This is a genomic window from Halomonas piscis (assembly GCF_031886125.1).
GTDB lineage: Bacteria > Pseudomonadota > Gammaproteobacteria > Pseudomonadales > Halomonadaceae > Vreelandella > Vreelandella piscis.
In genome coordinates this window covers 2,079,272-2,097,245 of record NZ_CP119391.1, presented here as the reverse complement: position 1 = coordinate 2,097,245, position 17,974 = coordinate 2,079,272, and the positions used below count along the sequence as shown (strand labels likewise).

Below are 17,974 nucleotides of genomic sequence, written 5' to 3'. Positions count from 1 at the left end.
TATCATGGGCCGTTTCGTGGCTCAGTGTTTTTGACCAACAGCAGGAGATCACCATGAGTTTTTACGTTTATCTTTCCGGCGAGATTCATACCGACTGGCGAGACGAGATTCAGCGCGGCGCCGAAGCCGCCGGTCTGGACGTGGTGTTCACCGCGCCGGTCACCGACCACGACGCCAGCGACGCTGCCGGTGACCACCTGGGTGCCGAAGACAAGCAGTTCTGGCGCGACCATCAATCGTCCAAGATCAACGCCATCCGCACCCGTACGCTGATCGAGCAGAGCGATATGGTAGTGGTACGCTTCGGCGACAAGTACAAGCAGTGGAACGCCGCTTTCGACGCCGGCTACTGCGCGGCGCTGGACAAGCCCTACGTCACGCTGCACAGCGAAGACATCGTCCATCCGCTCAAGGAAGTGGACGCCGATGCCCAGGCCTGGTGCACCACCACCGACCAGGTCGTGGAAATCCTGCGCTACGTGCTCAAGGCCTGAGGCCTCGCTGAAAAGCGCCGAGGCAACGTAAAAACGCCCCGCCTCGGCGGGGCGCTTTTTTGCGGTACGTGAAACTCTGCAAGATCCCCGGAGGATGCGCGCCCGGCGGAGCCGGCCTCCCGCGGCTGGTTGATGCATAAGAGCTTTGCAAGAGGCAGGCTTTCCTCCAGGGCGTGGCGGTGGGCTTCCCGCGAATCGCCTCTGAGGGCGTCAAGGCTTACGTCCCGCGCCGGGCGAAACCAGGCGCTCAGCAAGAAAATGGCAGCGAATAAGAACTTTGCCGGCTATCGGTTTCGGCGATGCTGCTCGTCGGTATACTGGCGCCAGCGATAACGGAGGATACTTATGCAAGGCGTTACCCGATTGCCGGCTCTTGTTCTGCTAGCCGTTTTGGCCTTGGCGCTGGGCGCAGGCAGCGCCCATGCCGACCGCTACCACGACGGCTATAGCGGGGCTACCGACGCTTATTCCGGCGCCACCGACGGCTATAGCGGCGCGACTCGCAAGGATCACGGCTGGCGCCACCGAAACCATGAGCTGGAACGCCGGCAACGCCGCGCGCTGAGGCGCTTCGAGCGCCGCCGCGAGCGCGACTACCGGCGTCTGGAAAACCGCCGCTTTCGCTCCGAGTGGGCCCGGGAGCGCGCCTTTCGCGAGCTTGAGCGTGAACACGAAGCGCGCCTGCGCCAGATCCTGGGCGAATCGCGCTATGACGAGGAGTATCGGCGCTACGACGGTAACAGTCGCCGCGGCTATGACCGCCCGGAAGACGCGGTGATTCATCTGATTCTGCGCGAAATTCTGGACCGATAGCGGCATGCCTACGCTGATGATCCAGGGCACGACGTCGGATGCGGGCAAGAGCACCCTGGTAGCCGGGCTGTGCCGATTGCTCAAGCGCCGGAGAGTCTCGGTGGCGCCGTTCAAGCCGCAGAACATGTCTCCGAGCAGCGTGGCGACCGTGGACGGCGGAGAGATCAGCCGTTCCACCGCACTGCAGGCTCGGGCCGCCGGTGTCGCGGCGCACAGCGACATGAACCCGGTGCTGCTGAAGCCCTCAAGCGACCGCGGCGCCGAAGTCGTCCTGCGCGGCCGGCACTACGCCCACATGGATGCGCTGAGCTATCATGCCTCCAGCGCCCACGCCTTCAAGCGCACCGCTCAAGAAAGCGTGATGGCTGCTTGGCGCAGGCTGTCTTCTCGCCATGACGTCATCATCGCCGAGGGCGCCGGCAGCCCGGCGGAAATCAATCTGCGCGAAGGCGATATCGCCAACATGGGCTTCGCCGAAGCGGCAGACTGCCCGGTGCTGCTGGTGGGCGATATCGATCGCGGCGGCGTATTCGCCCATCTGGTGGGGACGCTGGCGCTGCTTGGCGAGTCCGAACGGGCGCGCACCCGCGGACTGGTAATCAACCGCTTTCGCGGCGCCATGGACCTGCTCAACCCCGGGGTGGACTGGCTGGAAAACCATACCGGAAAGCCGGTGCTGGGCACGCTGCCGTACGTGCAGGAGCTGCGCCTGAACGCCGAAGACGGCCAGGCGCCCATGGGTGAGCTGGAACGTTTGGCCGATACGCTGGAGCAGCACCTGGATATCAGCGCCGTGCTGGCGCTGCTGACTCCCGCCTGAAGCGCTCGTAGCGCCTTGGCGCAGGCAGCGCCGGCTAAAATGACCCGTCTGGATACCATCTCGCCCGCCAGCGTGTTAAAAGGGTGAGCTGTCCCCGAACCACCGCGAGGCGACGATGACGACACCGAGCAGTACGGCCAGCCGTACAGCGGATCATACCGAAACGCTGCAGTTTGTCGGCGGGGTTTTGCTGATCATGGCGCTGGGGCTCAACCTGCGCCCGCTGCTGGCCTCGGCGAGCCCCTTGATGGAAGACATCCGCACCGCCACGGGGCTGGGCTACGGGGTGCTCGCCTGGCTGACGACGCTGCCGTTTCTGTGCATGGGGGCGGTGGCGCTGGCCAGCGGCCGGATCGCGCGCCTGCTCGGCGAAAGTCGCGGCATCATGCTGTCTCTCGGTGCCATCGGCGTGGCCTGCGCGCTGCGTCAGGCCTACGGCACCGGGCTTACGCTGCTTTCCACCGCGCTGCTGGGCGGCGCCGGCATCGCGCTGATCCAGGCGCTGGTGCCGGGGCTGGTCAAGCGCCGCTTTGGCGCGCGGATGCCGCTGGTGATGGGGCTTTACTCGGCTTCGCTGATGTCCGGCGGCGGGCTCTCGGCCTGGGTCAGCCCGCGCATTGCCGAGCTCGGCGGCTGGCAGCTGGGCGTGGGCATCTGGTGGATGCCGGCGCTGGTGACGCTTGCCGGCTGGTTCTTGATCTTTCGCCGCCGGGCGGCAGCGCCGGCGGATGCCACGGCCATTGAGGGCGTGCGCCCCTGGCGGCTGAAGCGCGCCTGGCTTTTGGCGCTGTACTTCGGGGTGATCAACGCAGGCTATTCAAGCGTGGTGACCTGGCTGCCGGTGTACTATCAGGAGCTGGGCCGGAGCGCGGTGGCCGGCGGCCGGCTGCTGGCGTGGATGACGATCTTCCAGGTGCTGGCCGCGCTGACCATGCCGGCCATTGCCCAGCGTCAAAAAACCACCGACCGCCGCTGGCTGCTGGCGGCAAGCCTCATCGCCCAGCTGGTAGGGTATCTGGGCTTTATCTTCATGCCGCAGTCGCTGGCGCTTTGGTGGAATGCCATTGCCGGCTTTGGTCTGGGGGCGTGCTTCTCGCTGGGGCTGATACTGGCGCTGGATCACTTGACCGACGCCCGAGCGGCGGGGCGGCTGGCCGCCTTCATGCAGGGCTTCGGCTTTATGCTCAACGCGCTCTCGCCGTGGATCAGCGGCATCCTGCGCGAAACGACCGGCAGCTTTATTGCCGCCTGGGCGCTGCTCGCGATAGGCATCGTTACCATGCTGGTCGTTACCCTGCGCTTTAGTCCTGCCCGCTACCCGCAGGTGATGCAGAGCCCGGGGCAGTAAGCCGGCAGGCCTTGGGCCTGCATTGCCCGGCGGAGCCGGCCTCCTACGCAAGCCTGCCGCGTCATGGCGAGCTTGCGAAGCCATCTCGGGGTTTGCCTCCACGATCACAAAACCGAGATCGCTTCGGCGTGAAGCCTCGCGATGACACATGACGGGCTGGATAGTACATGGCGGGCTGGTGTGCCTGCACCGTTCTCCACACGCAAAAACGCCGGCGGGCGTTAGCCTGCCGGCGCTTGGGTAAAGCGGGGCTCGAGCTCGCGGCCCGGTACTTGGCCGCTTTAGTCTTCCTTGGTGACGGTGAAGCTGCCGTTCATGGACGCGTAGTGGCCCGGGAAGGAGCAGAAGAAGGTCAGATCGCGATCTTCGAGGCCTTCGGTGGAGAAGGTCACGCTGGTTTCTTCGCCGCCGCCGACAACCTCGGTGTGGGCGATGACGCGCTCGTCATCCTCGGGCAGGTAGTCGTTTTCCAGCCCTTTGCCCATGCCGTCCTTGGCGACGTCTTCATAGACGTCGGAATCCGACAGCACCCAGTTGTGGCCCATGGCGCTGACGTCCATTTCGCCGGTGTGCTTGAGGGTAACGGTGACTTCGTCGCAGCTGGCCGGAACGCTCATTTCGTCCTTGTTGAACTGCATCTGGTCATCGCCTTCGATGGTCAGTTCGCACTCGTCGGCGGCCATGGTCGGAGACGCAAACGCCATGGCGGCAATAGCGGCGGCGGGAATCAGCATCCAGGATGTTTTCATGATGTCGGTCCTTACTCTTTTTGGCTAGCGGGGTTTGACGTGCAAAGTGTCCGCAACGACGGTGGCAACGTTCGCCGTGGCTGAGGACGTTGCCGAGTGCTGCTTGCCGTCCGTAATGAATAAAGCGCGTTCCATTCTTGTGCGCCTGACGGCGTCTGTCAAGAAGCCGCGCTGCTTGTTCAACTGGTGATTAAGACTGGCCGCCGAGGGAAAAGTTCAGCGACTTTATCGCGTAGCATCGATCAGCGAGGTGTTTTCTCCCTCGGGGGAAACCTCAGATAGCGGCTTTGGGCGTGAGGTTGTCAAACCCGCTAGCGGTGACCGCGACGTTGTCTTCGATGCGAATGCCGCCGCAGGGCTGGAGCTGCTCGACCAGCGGCCAGTTGACCGGCACGTCGGTATGGCGCAGCGGCTCCAGCAGCATGGGAATAAAGTAGAGCCCCGGTTCGATGGTGACCACCATGCCCGGCGCAAGGGTGCGGGTAAGCCGCAGCGCCGGGTGGTCTTCCGGGGCCGGCGCGGGGGTGCCGTCCGGGGCGGTCAGCCCGGCCACGTCGTGCACCTGGATGCCCAGGGAATGGCCCACGCCGTGGGGGCAGAAGGCCCGGGTGGCGCCGCTTGCCACGCAGTCGTCGGCGGTGCCGCGGTAGAGATCGTGGCTGACCAGGATGTCGGCCAGCCGGCGATGCATGGAAAGCTGCAGGCTGGCGTAGTCAACGCCCGGAGCAACATCGGCTACCAGCGAATCCTTGAGCTCGTGCATGGCCTTGATCAACCGGCCAAAAAGCGCCGGGGCGTCCGGGCCGGCGTGGGTGCGGGTAATATCCGAGCAGTAGCCGCGAAAGCGCCGCCCGGCATCGACCAGCAGGCTGTAGCGCCCGGTCGGGGCATTCAGGTCGTAGTGCTGGTAGTGCAGCACGCCGGCGTGTTCGTTGAGCCCGACGATGTTGTCGTAGGGCACGTGGGATTCGCGCTGGCGGCTGGCGCCGAGGTAGGCGAGTTGAATATCGAGCTCGGCACCGGCGCCGGCAAAGCCGGCGTGGGCGGCCTCGTGGCCGGCCATGGCCAGGCGATTGGCTTCGCGCAGGCAGGCGATCTCATAGGGGCTTTTGTACAGGCGCAGCTCGTCCAGGGCATGTGTCAGCGCCGGCGGGTTGGCCTCGCCGTGGGGCACGGCAACCGGGCCGTCCTGCAGCGCTTCGACGTTGCCGATCAGCGCCACCCGACCTTTGAGCGCCGGGGCGGTGGCTTCATTGACCAGCTCGATATCAAACTCGCCGACCCAGGGTTCGTCGGGAAGCGACGGCGTCAGATGCCAGAAGTCCGTGGGCGCGTGCAGCACCAGCCGCGGCTTGGCATCGGGGGTGATTACAAGCCAGCTGTGCTGGGCCTCAAGCAGCGCCGTCCAGTGCATGAAGTGCCCGCTAGCCTGAAACTCGGGGTACTGGTCGTCGCCGTAGTGGGGCAGGGCGTGGCCGCTGTAAAGCGCGATGGCGTCCAGCTCGTGCTGGCGCATCAGCTCGCGGTAGGCCGTTAACAGCCGTTGGATGTGATCTTTTTGCAGGCGATCAAGGGTATCGGCCATGGGAGCTCCGTTGTGGGCGTGTGTGGGAAAAGCGGGGAGAAGCCACTGCGGTCGGCGCCGGCGAATCAGCGCGAGGCCTCCGTCGCAGCAAGCTCGCCCCAGAGAACATCCAGCTCGGCGTGGTGGTGATGCCGGTGGCGGTAAAGGCGCAGTGCCAGGGGGACATCCCAACGGGTATCGCCGGCGCGCACCAGAGTGCCCGACGCTAGCGCGCGGCGTACGCTGCGTTCGGGCAGCCAGCCGACGCCGTAGCCCAGGGCGACCAGCTCCTTGATGCCGGCGGCGTAGAGATTCTCGCTTTTGACCGCCAGACCGGGGGCCTCGGGCAGGCGCGCCAGGTGCGTCTTTAGCGCTGCCCCTAAAAGCCCGAGCCTGGGATAGGCAAACCAGGGGACAGGCGAACGGCGGCTGGCCGGCAGGGTAAAGCGCGGCGTGCCGTCGGGCGCGGGGGCGCTGACCGGAATCAGGTGCTCGTAGCCCAGGGTGCGGTAGCGGCAGGCGCTATTATCCAGCTCCAGGTCGCAGCGCTCAAGGGGCCAGTAGCACAGCGCCAGGTCGCACTCGCCGCGGTTGAGCGCCTTGAAGTAGTCCGCTGCAACCCAGCCAGTGGCGCGCAGGTAGGGCTCAACGCGGCCTTCGAGGCCCGTGGCGGCCAGCCACTCGGGGAGAAAGTGCGCCAGCAGGCTCTGCGGCGCGGCCACGGCGATGCGCCGGTCGTGGCCGGCGCTGATATCGCGGATGCGCTCCCGGGTTACGCGTACGCCCTCGGTGATCTTTTCGCACAGGGCGAGAAATTCCTCGCCCTCGGCGGTGAGCGACAACGGCAGCGTTTGCCGGTTGATCAGCGTCGCGCCCATTTCTTCTTCCAGCAGCTTGATGCGACGGGAAAACGTCGGCTGAGTCACGTGCTGCTCGTCGGCGGCGCGGGAGAAATGCCGCGTTCTGGCCAGGGCGATGAAGTCTTCCAGCCAGCGTATTTCCATGGTCTGTTCTGTCCGTTAGAAGAAGGTGGCCGCTTTCAGGCGGCCTTGCCGTTTAAATACGGCCCTCTTCCACAGCGTGACACGCCACGCGCACGCCGTCATCCTGGGGCTGCAGCGCCGGGATTTCTTCCCGGCAGCGGGCGTTGGCGTGGGGGCAGCGGCCGTGGAACACGCAGCCCGAAGGCAGCTCCACCGGCGTGGGCACCTCGCCTTCCAGACGAATATGCCGGGGGCCGTCGTCGTCCAGGCGCGGAATGGCCGACAGCAGCGCCCGGGTGTAGGGATGGCGCGGCCGGGCGAACAGCGTGGCGGTGTCGGCGATTTCGCACACCGTGCCCAGATACATCACCGCGACGCGAGTGCCGAAGTGCTCGACCACGGCCAGGTCGTGGGTGATGAACAGGTAAGTCAGCCCGCGCTCGCGCTGGGCGTCCATCAACAGGTTGAGCACCTGGGCCTGAATGGACACGTCCAGTGCCGAGATCGGCTCGTCGGCGACGATGAACTCCGGGTCCACCGCCAGCGCTCGGGCGATGGCGATGCGCTGGCGCTGGCCGCCGGAAAACTCGTGGCCGAAGCGCTTGCCCCAGTCCGGGTCGATGCCCACCGAGGCCATCACCCGCTCGACCTGGTCGGCCACCTGCCGGCGGCTCCAGTCGGGGTGGTGCAGGCGCACCGGTTCTTCCAGCGTCTGCTGGATGGTCATGCGCGGATTGAGCGAGGCGTAGGGATTCTGAAAGATCATCTGCATGCGCCGGCGAAACGGCATCAGCGCCTTGGTGCTCAGGGTGTCGATGCGGGTGCCGTCGTAGCGTATTTCCCCGGCGGAAGGGTGCAATAGCCCCATGACCGTGCGCGCCACGGTGGACTTGCCGCAGCCGGACTCGCCCACCACGCACAGCGCCTCGCCGCGCTGAATGTCGAGGTTGACGCCGTTGATGGCGTGGACAAACTTCTGCTCGCGCACGAGCCTGCCGCGCCTGAACTTGAGCTGTTCGAGAAAGTCGCCGGAGAGCGAAAAGCGCTTTTCCAGATCGCGGATTTGAAGCAGCGTTTCTCCGTGCTGTGCGGTAGCGGAGTGTTGGGCCGTGTCGGAATACTCAACGGCGGGAATGCGAGTCGCGGCGGCGCTCATTGGCTTGCCTCCTTCAGGCGGCGGTCCTGCTGCAGCTCTTCGACCATGTGGCAGGCGACCCGGCAGTTGCCGGACACGGTGAAGCCCGGCACCTGTTCCACGCAGGCCGGGCGCACTTCGCCGTCGGCTCGGCGAATAAAGTCGCAGCGCGGATGAAACGCGCAGCCGCTCGGCAGGTTGTCAAGCGAGGGCATGCTGCCGCGAATCTGGTTGAGCGGCTCGCCGGGGGTGGCCATTTGCGGCAGGGCGTTGATCAGCCCCTGGGTGTAGGGGTGCTGAGGGTCGTTGATGATCTCACGGGTGGGCCCCTGCTCGATCACTCGGCCGGCGTACATCACCAGCATGCGCTGGGTAACCTGGCTGACCACGCCCAGGTCGTGGGTGATCAGAATCAGCCCCACGTTGTGCTCTTCGCAGAGACTGAGCAAAAGTGCCATGATTTCCGCCTGAATGGTCACGTCCAGGGCGGTGGTGGGCTCGTCGGCGATGACGATGTCCGGGTCGAGCAGCAGCGCGATGGCGATGATCACCCGCTGGCGCATGCCCCCCGAAAGCTCGTGGGGGTACTGGTCGAGCCGCGCCTCCGGCGAGGGAATCTGCACCTGGCGCAGCCGGTCCAGGGCAATCTTGCGGGCGGCTTTGGTGCCGGTGCGGCGGTGGGCCTTGATCGCTTCGATCATCTGCTCGCCGATGGAGAGCACCGGGTTGAGCGTCATCATCGGATCCTGAAAGATCATCGAGATGCGGTTGCCGCGAACCCGGCGCAGGCCGCGCTCGCCCATGTGGTTGAGCGTCTTGCCGTCAAAGTTGACCTCGCCGCCGGCGATGAAGCCGGGCTTGGCGATCAGGTTCAAAAGCGCAAAGGCGGCCACGGACTTGCCCGCGCCGGACTCGCCGACGATGCCCAGCCGCTCGCCGCGCTCCAGGGTAAAATTGACGTCGCGCAGGGCGCGCACCTCGCCCTTGCGCAGGGCGAAGCGGACGTCGAGGTGGTTGACTTCCAGCAGTGCCATAGTGTCTTGAGCCCCTGTTGTTTTAGCGTTGATGCCTTTAGCCCTTGTAAAGACGCGGGTTCATCACGTCGCGCAGCCAGTCGCCCAGCAGGTTGATCGACAGCACCAGCACCACCAGCACCGCCCCGGGGATCAGGGTGATCCACCAGGAGCCGGACTGGATGTAGTCAAAGCCGGCCTTGATCAGCGAGCCAAGGGACGGGTGCGTTTCCGGCATGCCCAGCCCCAGAAACGACAGCGCCGCTTCGGAAATGATCGCGTTGGCGATCTGCACCGTGGAAATCACGAATATCGGCGACAGGGTGTTGGGCAGCACGTGGCGAAACATGATCCGCCGGCTTTTCAGCCCCATGACCCGGGCGGCGTCGACGTATTCCTTGCTTTTCTCCGCCAGCACCGAGGCGCGCACGGTACGCGCGTACTGGGGCCACTCGGCCAGGCCGATGATCACCACCAGAAGCGGCACGGCGTAGGCGCTGAAGGTGGCCCCGCCGAATACCGCCTTGACCAGCGCGCCGACGATGATCGCCACCATCAGGGTGGAAAACGATAGCTGGATATCCGCCATGCGCATCAGGAAAGCGTCCACGCGGCCGCCCAGGTAGCCGGCCATCAGGCCGAAGCTCACGCCGAGAATCGCCTGCAGCGCCACCGCGCCAAAGCCGATGACCAGCGAGACCCGGGCGCCGTAGAGAATGGTGGAGAGCATGTCCCGGCCCTGGGCGTCGGTGCCCAGCCAGTAGGCCGGGTCGCTGCCCTCGACCCAGAAGGGCGGCAGCTCCGAGGCCAGAATATCGATCTGGGCCAGGTCGTAGGGGTTCACCGGCGCAATCCAGGGAGCGAGCACCGCGGCGGCCAGCAGCGCGATAAAGGTCAGCAGGCTGAGCTGGGCGATGACGTCGCGCTTGAAGCTGTAAAGCAGGTAGGAATCGCGAAAGCGCGCCCAGCGGCCGGGCAGCGCCGGCAGGGCCTTGGCCTGGGTTTCGGGCGTGGGGATCGGCTGGCTCATGCGGGCTTCCCTGTAAGTTTGACGGTGGGGTTGACCAGGCCGTAGATCAGATCGACCAGGGTGTTGGTGATCACGAAAATCAGGCCCACGATCATCAGGTAGGTGACGATCAGCGGAATGTCCGAGCGCTGGATGGCGTTGAGAAACATCAGCCCCATGCCCGGCCACTGGAATACCGTCTCGGTGAGAATGGTGTAGGCCACCAGGGTGCCGATCTGCACCCCGCCCACGGTAATCACCGGCAGCATGGTGTTTTTCAGCGCGTGCAGAAAGTAGATGCGGCGCATGGAAATGCCCTTGGCCCGGGCAAACTTGACGTAGTCGGACTGCAGCACCTCGAGCATTTCGGCGCGGATCAGGCGGATAAACAGCGGCAGCATGATCGAGGCCAGCGACACCGCCGGCAGCACCAGGTATTTGAGCCCGTCGAGGCTTGAGAAGTTGGTTTCCCAGGGGCCGAACACCGGCACCGGATCGCCCCGGCCGTAGGCCGGCATGCCGCCCTCGGTGGAGAGCACGTCGTTGAGCCAGGCGCCCCAGCCGGTATCCGCGGGGAAGGGCGCCCAGCTGATGCCGATGGCAAAGATCTGGATCAGCACGATGGCGGTGAGAAACACCGGAATCGAGATGCCAACGATCGACACGCTCATGAAAAACCGCGTAAGCCAGGCCCGGGGCTTGATCGCGCTGTAGACGCCGATGGGAATCGACAGCGCGATGATCAGAAACGTCGCCGCCGCCACCAGCTCGAGGGTGGCCGGCAGGTGCCGGGCGATGACCTCGGTGGTGGGCTGGTTGAACACGTAGGAATAGCCGAAATCCAGCTGCAGCGCATTGCCGGCAAAGCGCAGGTACTGGGTAATAAACGGGTCATTGAGGCCGAACTCTTCGCGCAGGGCCTCGCGCTCGCTCTCCGGCACCGACTGGCCCACCAGCTGCTGAATGGGGTCGCCCAGGTTGTCCTGAATGGCGAAGGCGATGAGGCTGATGACAAACATCACCAGCAGGGCATGAAAAAGGCGCTTGATCAGAAAGGCGATCATGGAGAATGTCCCGTAGCGGCAACAGGGGAGCAACGCGCCCCGGGCGGGGCGCGTCGTCAAGCGGGTTGGTCAAGGCACTCGAACGACGGGACTATTCCGCGTTGTCGTGTACCACCAGGTCACCGAGGTAGGGGAAGTTCATCACGTTGAGCACCGGCTCGATCTCGGCGTTGACGGCGGAGGCCCAGGCCAGGTCCTGCCAGTGAAGCGGGACGAAGGCGGCGTCGTCGTAAAGCGTCTGCTCGACCTGCTGGAGCATTTCGGCGCGCTTTTCCAGATCGATTTCCTGGTTGGCTTCCATGACCAGCTTGTCCAGCTCCGGGTTGCAGTAGTTGCCGGCGTTGTACTGGCCGGCGCCGCTGTCGGCGTCCGGGCAGGCGGTGAGATACTCGTGGAAGTTGGCGCTGTCCTCGGTGTCGGCGTGCCAGCCGATCAGCATCATGTCCGCCGCGCGGTTGTCGAACTCGCCCCAGTACTGGGCCTTGGGCAGGGTCTTGAGATTCACGTCGACGTTGATGCGTGCCAGCATCGCCGCCACCGCCTGGGCAATCTTGGCGTCGTTCACGTAGCGGTTGTTGGGCGACATCATGCTGATCTCGAAGCCGTCGGCGTAGCCGGCCTCGGCCATCAGCTCTTTGGCCCTGGCCACGTCGTAGCGCGGCGTGAGCGAGTCCACGTGGCCCACGTAGCTTTCCGGCGACATCTGGGCAGCCGGGGTGGCAAAGCCTTTCATCAGCCGGTCGGCGATGCCTTCCTGATTGACGGCGTAGGCAAACGCCTTGCGCACCCGGGGGTCTTCAAAGGCTTCCACGCGCTTCTGGTTCATGTGCAGCATGATGATGCGGGTGCCGGACATGGTGACCAGCTTGGCGTCGTCGCTTTGGCGCACACGCTCCAGATCGTTGGGCGGCACCGGGGCGATGAAGTCCACGTCGCCGGAGAGAAGGGCGGCGACCCGGGTGGCGTTTTCGCTGATCGGCGTCAGCACCAGGGTGTCGACGTTGCCCGGGGAGGCGTCATCCCAGTAGTCGGGATTGCGGGCAAACTCGGTGCGCACGCCCTGCTGGCGCTCCACCACGGTGTAGGGGCCGGTGCCGGAGACGTGGGTGGAGGCGTAGGAGTTGCCGTTCTTGACGATCTCGTCCTTGGGGTCGCCGTCCGGGGCCTTCCCGGAATAGAACTCGCTGTCCATGGGGAAGATATAGGTGGCCAGGTTGAGCAGCAGCGGGTAGGGCCTGACGGTGTTGATCTCGACGGTGTGCTCGTCGACGACCTCGGCGCTTGCGATGGGGTCAAAGATTGCCTTGAAGTCCGGGCTGCGCTTCAGCCGCTCGATGGTCCAGACCACGTCCTCGGCGGTAAAGGGGTTGCCGCTGTGAAAGGTGACGTCGTCGCGCAGGGTCATGCGCATGGTGGTGTCGTCCACCTGCTCCCAGTCGGTGGCCAGGCGCGGCTCGAAGTTGAGCGACTGGTCCCAGCGCACCAGCGGGTCGAACAGCAGGTGGGAGAGCTGCATGATGCCGCCGGAGAGCTGCTCGTGAATGTCCAGCGAGACCGGGTCGGCGTCGTAGGCCATGCGCAGGGTGTTTTCCGCCTGGGCGGCGGTGGCGAAGAGGCCGGCGCCGGCAAGGGTGGCGGAGATAGCAGTGGCCAGCAGCGTCTTTTTAATGCGCGGCCCGACGGTAGTGCGAGAGCTGGTCGTCACGGTCATGATGAAGTCCCTGTGGTTATTGTTGGGTGTTTATTGTTGGCCGTTGCCGGATAACAACGGGCGGTTGTTGTGGGGAGTCTTTATGGACGTTTCGTTACTGATTGTTGGCCGGCGTGCCGCCAAGGCACAATCGAAATAATGACAGGGGGTATTCATCCGGCGAATGAGTCAGGGCGGGGCAGCCGGCGCTTGCCGGCCGGGAAGGCTCAGGCAGCGCCGAAGCGGCGATGGAGATAGGCGTTGATGTCGTCGGACTCGTATAGCCATTCGACGCGGCCGTCGTCGTTTTCGATGCGCAGGCAGGGGACCTTGACCCGGCCGCCGCCTTCCTTGAGCTCCTGCTTGCGCTCGGGGTCGAGCTGGGCGTCACGGCGCTCGATATCCAGGCCCAGCCGGGCCATTTCCTTGCGCACCTTGATGCAGAACGGGCAGGTGCGAAACTGGTAGAGCGCGAGCTTGTCGCAGGCGCGGTCGACCTCGGCCTGCTCGGCCTTGCTGCGCTCGACCGATTTCGGCGTGGAGAGCTTTTCGGAAATGAGCATCACCGGCGCCAGCACCAGGCGCAGGCCGCGGAAGAAATAGCGGATTACAATACGCATCGGCGTTCCTTGAATGCCATGAAATCTTCGACCATCGTGCAATACGCATTCGCGTTTGTCACCCTGCGGCGTGAGCGGATACCGCTGGCGTGCTAGGCTCTGGCGTCGTTCAACCGGCTTTTTCCACCGTGGCTTTCAAGGGGTGTGACCAGCATGCATCTGCATATTATCGGTATCTGCGGCACTTTCATGGGCAGCCTGGCGCTGCTGGCCCGGGAGCTTGGCCACCGGGTCAGCGGCTCCGACGCCAACGTCTACCCGCCCATGAGCACCCAGCTGGAAAACGCCGGTATTGCCCTGCAGGAGGGCTACGGCGCAGGCAATCTGGACGCTACCACCGGGGCCGCGCCGGACCTGGTCATAGTGGGCAATGCGCTGTCCCGGGGCAACCCCGAGGTCGAGGCGCTGCTCAATCGCGGGCTTGCCTATACCTCCGGCGCCCAGTGGCTGGGGGAGCACGTACTTGCCGGCCGCAAGGTGATAGCGGTGGCCGGCACCCACGGCAAGACCACCACGGCGAGCATGCTGGCCTGGCTTTTGGAGAGCGCGGGTCAGCATCCCGGCTTTCTGATCGGCGGAGTGCCGCGCAACTTCGGCGTGTCGGCACGCCTGGGCGGCGAGGACGCCCCCTTTGTGGTGGAGGCCGACGAGTACGACACGGCGTTTTTCGACAAGCGCTCCAAGTTCGTTCACTACCGGCCAACCATCGCCGTGCTGGGCAACCTGGAGTTTGACCACGCGGATATTTTCCCCGACCTGGCGGCGATAGAACGTCAGTTCCATCACCTGGTGCGCACCGTGCCGGGCAACGGCCGGCTGCTGGTGGCCGGCGGCCAGCCGGCGCTGGAGCGCGTATTGGAGCAGGGCGCCTGGACGCCGGTGGAGCGCTTTGGCAAGGAAGGCGATGGCGAATGGCAGCTGGCGCTCGAACACGACGATGCCAGCCGTTTTCGCGTGACGCACGCCGTGGCAAACGGGGACGATGCCATGGTCGAGTGGTCGCTTACCGGCGAATATAACGGCTATAACGCCCTGGCGGCGCTGGCCGCCGCCCACGCCTGCGGGGTGGACCTGGCCCGGGGCTGCGCCGCGCTTTCCCGCTTTGAAAGCCCCCGTCGGCGACAGGAAGTGCGCGGCGAGGTGGCCGGTATCCAGGTGATCGACGACTTTGCCCACCACCCCACGGCGATTGCCGCCACCCTTGACGGGCTGCGCGCGGCCACGGCCAAGGGGCGGCTTTTGGCGGTGATCGAGCCGCGCTCCAACACCATGCGCCTGGGCGCGCTCAAGGCGCGGCTCAACAAGAGCGTGGCCAGCGCCGACCACGCCTTCTGGTACCAGCCGCCGGGGCTCGACTGGTCGCTGGCGTCTCTGATTGCCCCCCAGGGCGAGCGCGCCAGCCTGCACGACGACATCGACGCGCTGGTGGCGGCGGCGGTCGGCCGCGCCGAGGCCGGAGACCGCATCGTGGTGATGTCCAACGGCGGCTTTGGCGGCATTCACCAGCGCCTGCTGGAGGCCCTTGAGGCGGCCCGCGCGGAGCGCCGGGCATGAGCCGGGCGGCGGGCTTCAAGCCGCCGGTGACCGTGGCGCTGACCGGCGCGTCCGGCGCCCAGTACGCCCTGCGCCTGATCGACGTGCTGGTGGCGTCCGGCCACGAGGTCTGGGTGATGATCTCCAAGGCCGCGCACATGGTCATCGCCACCGAAACCGACGCGGAGCTGCCCGCCGCGCCTGCGCGGCTGGTGGGGGCGCTAAGGGAGCGCAGCGGCGCCGCCGAGGGCCAGATCCGCTGCTTTGGCCGGGAGGACTGGATGGCCCCGGTGGCCTCGGGTTCCGGCGCGCCCTCCAGCATGGTGATCTGCCCGTGCTCCACGGGCACGCTCTCGGCGGTGGCCACCGGGGCCAGCAACAACCTGATCGAACGCGCCGCCGACGTTGCCATCAAGGAGCGCCGCACCCTGGTGATGGTGCCCCGGGAAAGCCCTTTTTCGCCGATCCATCTGGAGCACATGCTCGCGCTTTCCCGGCTGGGCGCGGTGATCCTGCCGGCGGCGCCGGGGTTCTATCATCGCCCGGCGTCGGTTGACGATCTGATCGACTTCATCGTCGCGCGCATTCTCAACCAGCTGGGCATCGAACATGCGCTGATGCCGCGCTGGGGCGAGGCCGGCGAATCGCCGCGCTGACCAGGAGCCTTTATGCTGTCCCCCGCCACGCTGTCGGTTTTTGTGCCCACCTTTTTACTGGTGTCGCTGACGCCGGGCATGTGCATGACACTTGCCATGGTGCTGGGCATGACCCAGGGCGTGAAGCGTACCCTGTGGATGATGATCGGCGAGCTTCTGGGCGTGGGTACCGTGGCCGTCGCGGCGGGTGCCGGGGTGGCCGCGCTGATGCTCAAGAGCCCGGAAGCGTTTGTGCTGTTCAAGTGGGCGGGCGGGGCCTATCTGGCGTACCTGGGGCTCATGATGTGGCGCTCGCGCGGGCGCATGGCGATCCCCGACGAGTTCAGCGCCGGCGACAGGGCGGCCCGGAGCACGCTGTTCGTCCAGGGCTTCATCACCGCCATTGCCAATCCCAAGGGCTGGGCGTTTCTGATGGTGCTGCTGCCGCCGTTTCTCGACGACGGCCGAGCGCTGGGGCCTCAGCTTGCCATGCTGGTGGCGGTCATTCTGACCATCGAGTTTGTCTGCCTGGTGCTCTACGCCACCGGCGGCAAGACGCTGCGCCAGCTGCTGGCCCGAGGAGCCGGGGTGCGCCTGCTCAACCGTATCTCCGGCACGCTGATGGTGGGCGTGGGGCTGTGGCTGGCGCTGGGCTGAAGCGCTGAGGCACGGTGGGGGGGTGGCCGTCAAACCCGCTCCGGCGGCGCGGCCAGCGCTCTGCTGCGCTGCTCTAGCCGCGCGGTGAACGGCGCGATGCCTTCGCCCTGGCGCAGCCGACAAACGGCGACGCGGGCTTCCAGCTGGCCGGTTTCCACCAGCACCTGGCGGGCAAGCTCCCGGGTCAGCCGCTCCTGCAGCAGCAGGGCCCCGCTTTCGCCGGTGTCGGGCAGAACCAGCCAGAACGTCGCGGCCGACGCCCGTCCCAGAACATCGTCGTCCCGGCGCTGACGCTGCACCTCGCGGCACAGAGTGTCGAGCAGCGCCCGCCGGGCGCGGTGGCCGAACTGCTCGCCGGCCATATCCAGCTGGGGCAGGTGGATAGCCAGCACCGCCAGGCGGCGGCCGAGCACCAGGGCGCGCAGCAGCGCCCGGCGCCGGGCATGCTCCCAGCGCGGCAAGGCGAGCAGCAGCGCGGTGATCAGAAAGCCCATTACCCAGCTGGGGGAGGCGCTTGCCAGCGGCGTCAGCCACCACGCCGGCGCCAGAAGCAGAACGATCGCCAGCGCCGCCCACAGCGGCAGCAGTAAAAAGGTGGCGGCGAGCGGCAGCCCCAGCCACACCGGCGAGATAGCCGGCGGATGCCAGATCGCGGCGAGCAGGGTCAGGTAGGTGGCCAGCAGCAGAATCATGCGCGGCAGGTACGGCGACGACGAACGGTACAGATGAAGCAGCAGCGCGGCCAGCAGCACCAGCACCATGAACAGCGGCGTGAACAGGCTGACGTAGTCGCCCATGGCGTAGCGCCAGGCGGCGTAGATCGCCATCAGCACGGGGCTGGCGGCGAAGGCCAGGGTCATCAGGCGGCGGGAGATGGCGTGGCCGCTCATGAGGCTGCCGCCAGCGCGTTCAGATCGAGCGCCTCGAGCCGGAGGTCGGCAAGGGAGAGGCTGCTCTGGCCAAGAACAGGGCCCGCAAGCGCGGCAGTCAGCCGCCGGCGACGCTTTTCGCCTTCCCCGGGCGAGGGGGCAAAGAGTATCGCCGCCAGGGTGCGGCCATCGACGCGGTAGGCGCTTTCAAAGCCGTAGAGCAGCCGGCACAGGCGGCGCGCCAGCGGCCACAGCCGGCGACGCCTGACGCGGAAAATCACCAGCTCCCCGTGCACCGCCTCGCGCGCGCAGCGGCGCTGTTCGCGCCTGAGGTCGAGCAGCAGCTGCTCCCGTGTCCAGAAGTTGAGCTCGGGAATCAGCCGCAGGCGCCGGCGCAGATCGCCGCGGATCAGCCTGAGCTGTTTGGCTCGGGCGGTGGCGATCAGGCAGAGAATAATCAGACTGAGCAGCATCAGCGTCCAGGCGGGCAGGCCCAGATGGGGAAGGATCAGCACCATGCCCAGCAGCATGCCGCTCAGGTTGAAGGTGGCCACCCAGTGGGGCTGGGGGAGCATGAAAAGCGCGACCCAGGCCCACACCAGCAGCATATGGCGCTGGGGCGCGGAGGCAATGAGGCCGATCAGCAGCACGCCGGGCAGCAGCTGCCAGGGGAGCCCGCCGCGGCTGCGCCGGTGGCTGAAGTCGAGCAGCAGGGCGGTGATGAAAAGCCAGCCGATGGACACCCACATCACCAGCGCAGCCAGCGGCGGAGCGGCCGGTGTCCACAGCAAAAGCGCGGTGGCCGCCGCCAGCAGGTTGGCCCGCAGAGGATGGATTTTGTACTTGTTTTGCATGGTGGCTTATGCTTTACCGTTGGGGACATGGGCGGCATGGCTACCGATACCGCTATACAACCTCATGGCGATGAAACTAATCGCGTTGAAGCCTACTGACAAGTGACTGACCCTCGTTGACTAA

At 66.0% G+C, this 17,974-nt stretch carries 17 protein-coding genes and 1 pseudogene; 7 read left to right on the top strand and 11 right to left on the bottom strand.

From position 1 onward, the window contains the following. The first annotated feature begins 53 nt into the window (after positions 1 to 53). The 4 genes and pseudogenes from P1P91_RS09775 (at position 54) to P1P91_RS09760 (ending at position 3,475) form a co-directional block, all read left to right on the top strand. A complete protein-coding gene (locus P1P91_RS09775; protein WP_311882291.1) occupies positions 54 to 494 on the top strand; it encodes a YtoQ family protein in 441 nt (146 codons plus the stop codon). 345 nt (positions 495 to 839) lie between these two features. Continuing rightward, positions 840 to 1,307, top strand: coding sequence for a hypothetical protein (locus P1P91_RS09770; RefSeq protein WP_311882289.1), 468 nt, complete (start codon positions 840 to 842; stop codon positions 1,305 to 1,307). A gap of 4 nt (positions 1,308 to 1,311) precedes the next feature. Next, positions 1,312 to 2,031: pseudogene (locus P1P91_RS09765) on the top strand (cobyric acid synthase); the annotation flags it as partial. Positions 2,032 to 2,242: 211 nt separating this feature from the next. After that, positions 2,243 to 3,475, top strand: a complete 1,233-nt coding sequence (locus P1P91_RS09760) for a CynX/NimT family MFS transporter (RefSeq protein ID WP_311882287.1) — start codon at positions 2,243 to 2,245, stop codon at positions 3,473 to 3,475. A 281-nt stretch (positions 3,476 to 3,756) separates the two neighbouring features. Here the strand turns inward: P1P91_RS09760 and azu are convergent, their stop codons facing one another. The 9 genes from azu to P1P91_RS09715 form a co-directional block, all read right to left on the bottom strand. Continuing rightward, positions 3,757 to 4,224 (bottom strand): azurin, encoded by a 468-nt coding sequence (azu, locus tag P1P91_RS09755; protein WP_311882285.1) that lies wholly within the window; start codon positions 4,222 to 4,224, stop codon positions 3,757 to 3,759. Positions 4,225 to 4,498: 274 nt separating this feature from the next. Continuing rightward, entirely contained in the window at positions 4,499 to 5,809 is a 1,311-nt protein-coding gene (gene pepQ / locus P1P91_RS09750; RefSeq protein ID WP_311882283.1) for a Xaa-Pro dipeptidase, read from the bottom strand. A 65-nt stretch (positions 5,810 to 5,874) separates the two neighbouring features. Next, positions 5,875 to 6,792 (bottom strand): LysR family transcriptional regulator, encoded by a 918-nt coding sequence (locus tag P1P91_RS09745; protein ID WP_311882282.1) that lies wholly within the window; start codon positions 6,790 to 6,792, stop codon positions 5,875 to 5,877. A 52-nt stretch (positions 6,793 to 6,844) separates the two neighbouring features. Continuing rightward, positions 6,845 to 7,927 (bottom strand): ABC transporter ATP-binding protein, encoded by a 1,083-nt coding sequence (locus tag P1P91_RS09740; RefSeq protein WP_311882281.1) that lies wholly within the window; start codon positions 7,925 to 7,927, stop codon positions 6,845 to 6,847. Further along, positions 7,924 to 8,940: an ABC transporter ATP-binding protein gene (locus tag P1P91_RS09735; protein ID WP_311882280.1), complete on the bottom strand. Its 1,017-nt coding sequence runs from the start codon at positions 8,938 to 8,940 to the stop codon at positions 7,924 to 7,926. The genes P1P91_RS09740 and P1P91_RS09735 overlap by 4 nt, the downstream gene beginning before the upstream one ends. A 37-nt stretch (positions 8,941 to 8,977) precedes the next feature. Next, complete coding sequence (locus tag P1P91_RS09730) at positions 8,978 to 9,949, bottom strand: ABC transporter permease (RefSeq protein ID WP_311882278.1); 972 nt, start codon at positions 9,947 to 9,949, stop codon at positions 8,978 to 8,980. Then, positions 9,946 to 10,992: an ABC transporter permease gene (locus tag P1P91_RS09725; protein WP_311882276.1), complete on the bottom strand. Its 1,047-nt coding sequence runs from the start codon at positions 10,990 to 10,992 to the stop codon at positions 9,946 to 9,948. The genes P1P91_RS09730 and P1P91_RS09725 overlap by 4 nt, the downstream gene beginning before the upstream one ends. A gap of 91 nt (positions 10,993 to 11,083) precedes the next feature. Continuing rightward, a complete protein-coding gene (locus P1P91_RS09720) occupies positions 11,084 to 12,703 on the bottom strand; it encodes an ABC transporter substrate-binding protein (RefSeq protein WP_311882275.1) in 1,620 nt (539 codons plus the stop codon). Positions 12,704 to 12,909: 206 nt separating this feature from the next. Further along, complete coding sequence (locus P1P91_RS09715; RefSeq protein ID WP_311882274.1) at positions 12,910 to 13,302, bottom strand: glutaredoxin family protein; 393 nt, start codon at positions 13,300 to 13,302, stop codon at positions 12,910 to 12,912. A 153-nt stretch (positions 13,303 to 13,455) separates the two neighbouring features. Between P1P91_RS09715 and mpl the strand changes: the two genes are divergently transcribed. From mpl to P1P91_RS09700, 3 genes are read left to right on the top strand one after another with little or no spacing between them, the layout of a single operon-like run. Further along, positions 13,456 to 14,856, top strand: coding sequence for a UDP-N-acetylmuramate:L-alanyl-gamma-D-glutamyl-meso-diaminopimelate ligase (gene mpl / locus P1P91_RS09710; RefSeq protein ID WP_311882273.1), 1,401 nt, complete (start codon positions 13,456 to 13,458; stop codon positions 14,854 to 14,856). Next, a complete protein-coding gene (locus P1P91_RS09705) occupies positions 14,853 to 15,491 on the top strand; it encodes a flavin prenyltransferase UbiX (protein WP_311882271.1) in 639 nt (212 codons plus the stop codon). The genes mpl and P1P91_RS09705 overlap by 4 nt, the downstream gene beginning before the upstream one ends. Before the next feature lie 12 nt (positions 15,492 to 15,503). Next, positions 15,504 to 16,127, top strand: coding sequence for a LysE family translocator (locus tag P1P91_RS09700; protein ID WP_311882270.1), 624 nt, complete (start codon positions 15,504 to 15,506; stop codon positions 16,125 to 16,127). A 29-nt stretch (positions 16,128 to 16,156) separates the two neighbouring features. On the opposite strand, the gene P1P91_RS09695 is transcribed toward P1P91_RS09700, so the two are convergent. Beyond that, a complete protein-coding gene (locus P1P91_RS09695) occupies positions 16,157 to 17,017 on the bottom strand; it encodes a diguanylate cyclase domain-containing protein (protein ID WP_311882268.1) in 861 nt (286 codons plus the stop codon). Further along, complete coding sequence (locus tag P1P91_RS09690) at positions 17,014 to 17,850, bottom strand: hypothetical protein (RefSeq protein WP_311882266.1); 837 nt, start codon at positions 17,848 to 17,850, stop codon at positions 17,014 to 17,016. The genes P1P91_RS09695 and P1P91_RS09690 overlap by 4 nt, the downstream gene beginning before the upstream one ends. Between the last annotated feature and the right edge of the window lie 124 nt (positions 17,851 to 17,974).

Bases quoted from the DNA above. Each gene is read 5' to 3' on its own strand.
- P1P91_RS09775 (WP_311882291.1), top strand. From the start codon at position 54: ATGAGTTTTTACGTTTATCTTTCCGGCGAGATTCATACCGACTGGCGA.
- P1P91_RS09770 (WP_311882289.1), top strand. From the start codon at position 840: ATGCAAGGCGTTACCCGATTGCCGGCTCTTGTTCTGCTAGCCGTTTTG.
- P1P91_RS09760 (WP_311882287.1), top strand. From the start codon at position 2,243: ATGACGACACCGAGCAGTACGGCCAGCCGTACAGCGGATCATACCGAA.
- azu (WP_311882285.1), bottom strand. From the start codon at position 4,224: ATGAAAACATCCTGGATGCTGATTCCCGCCGCCGCTATTGCCGCCATG.
- pepQ (WP_311882283.1), bottom strand. From the start codon at position 5,809: ATGGCCGATACCCTTGATCGCCTGCAAAAAGATCACATCCAACGGCTG.
- P1P91_RS09745 (WP_311882282.1), bottom strand. From the start codon at position 6,792: ATGGAAATACGCTGGCTGGAAGACTTCATCGCCCTGGCCAGAACGCGG.
- P1P91_RS09740 (WP_311882281.1), bottom strand. From the start codon at position 7,927: ATGAGCGCCGCCGCGACTCGCATTCCCGCCGTTGAGTATTCCGACACG.
- P1P91_RS09735 (WP_311882280.1), bottom strand. From the start codon at position 8,940: ATGGCACTGCTGGAAGTCAACCACCTCGACGTCCGCTTCGCCCTGCGC.
- P1P91_RS09730 (WP_311882278.1), bottom strand. From the start codon at position 9,949: ATGAGCCAGCCGATCCCCACGCCCGAAACCCAGGCCAAGGCCCTGCCG.
- P1P91_RS09725 (WP_311882276.1), bottom strand. From the start codon at position 10,992: ATGATCGCCTTTCTGATCAAGCGCCTTTTTCATGCCCTGCTGGTGATG.
- P1P91_RS09720 (WP_311882275.1), bottom strand. From the start codon at position 12,703: ATGACCGTGACGACCAGCTCTCGCACTACCGTCGGGCCGCGCATTAAA.
- P1P91_RS09715 (WP_311882274.1), bottom strand. From the start codon at position 13,302: ATGCGTATTGTAATCCGCTATTTCTTCCGCGGCCTGCGCCTGGTGCTG.
- mpl (WP_311882273.1), top strand. From the start codon at position 13,456: ATGCATCTGCATATTATCGGTATCTGCGGCACTTTCATGGGCAGCCTG.
- P1P91_RS09705 (WP_311882271.1), top strand. From the start codon at position 14,853: ATGAGCCGGGCGGCGGGCTTCAAGCCGCCGGTGACCGTGGCGCTGACC.
- P1P91_RS09700 (WP_311882270.1), top strand. From the start codon at position 15,504: ATGCTGTCCCCCGCCACGCTGTCGGTTTTTGTGCCCACCTTTTTACTG.
- P1P91_RS09695 (WP_311882268.1), bottom strand. From the start codon at position 17,017: ATGAGCGGCCACGCCATCTCCCGCCGCCTGATGACCCTGGCCTTCGCC.
- P1P91_RS09690 (WP_311882266.1), bottom strand. From the start codon at position 17,850: ATGCAAAACAAGTACAAAATCCATCCTCTGCGGGCCAACCTGCTGGCG.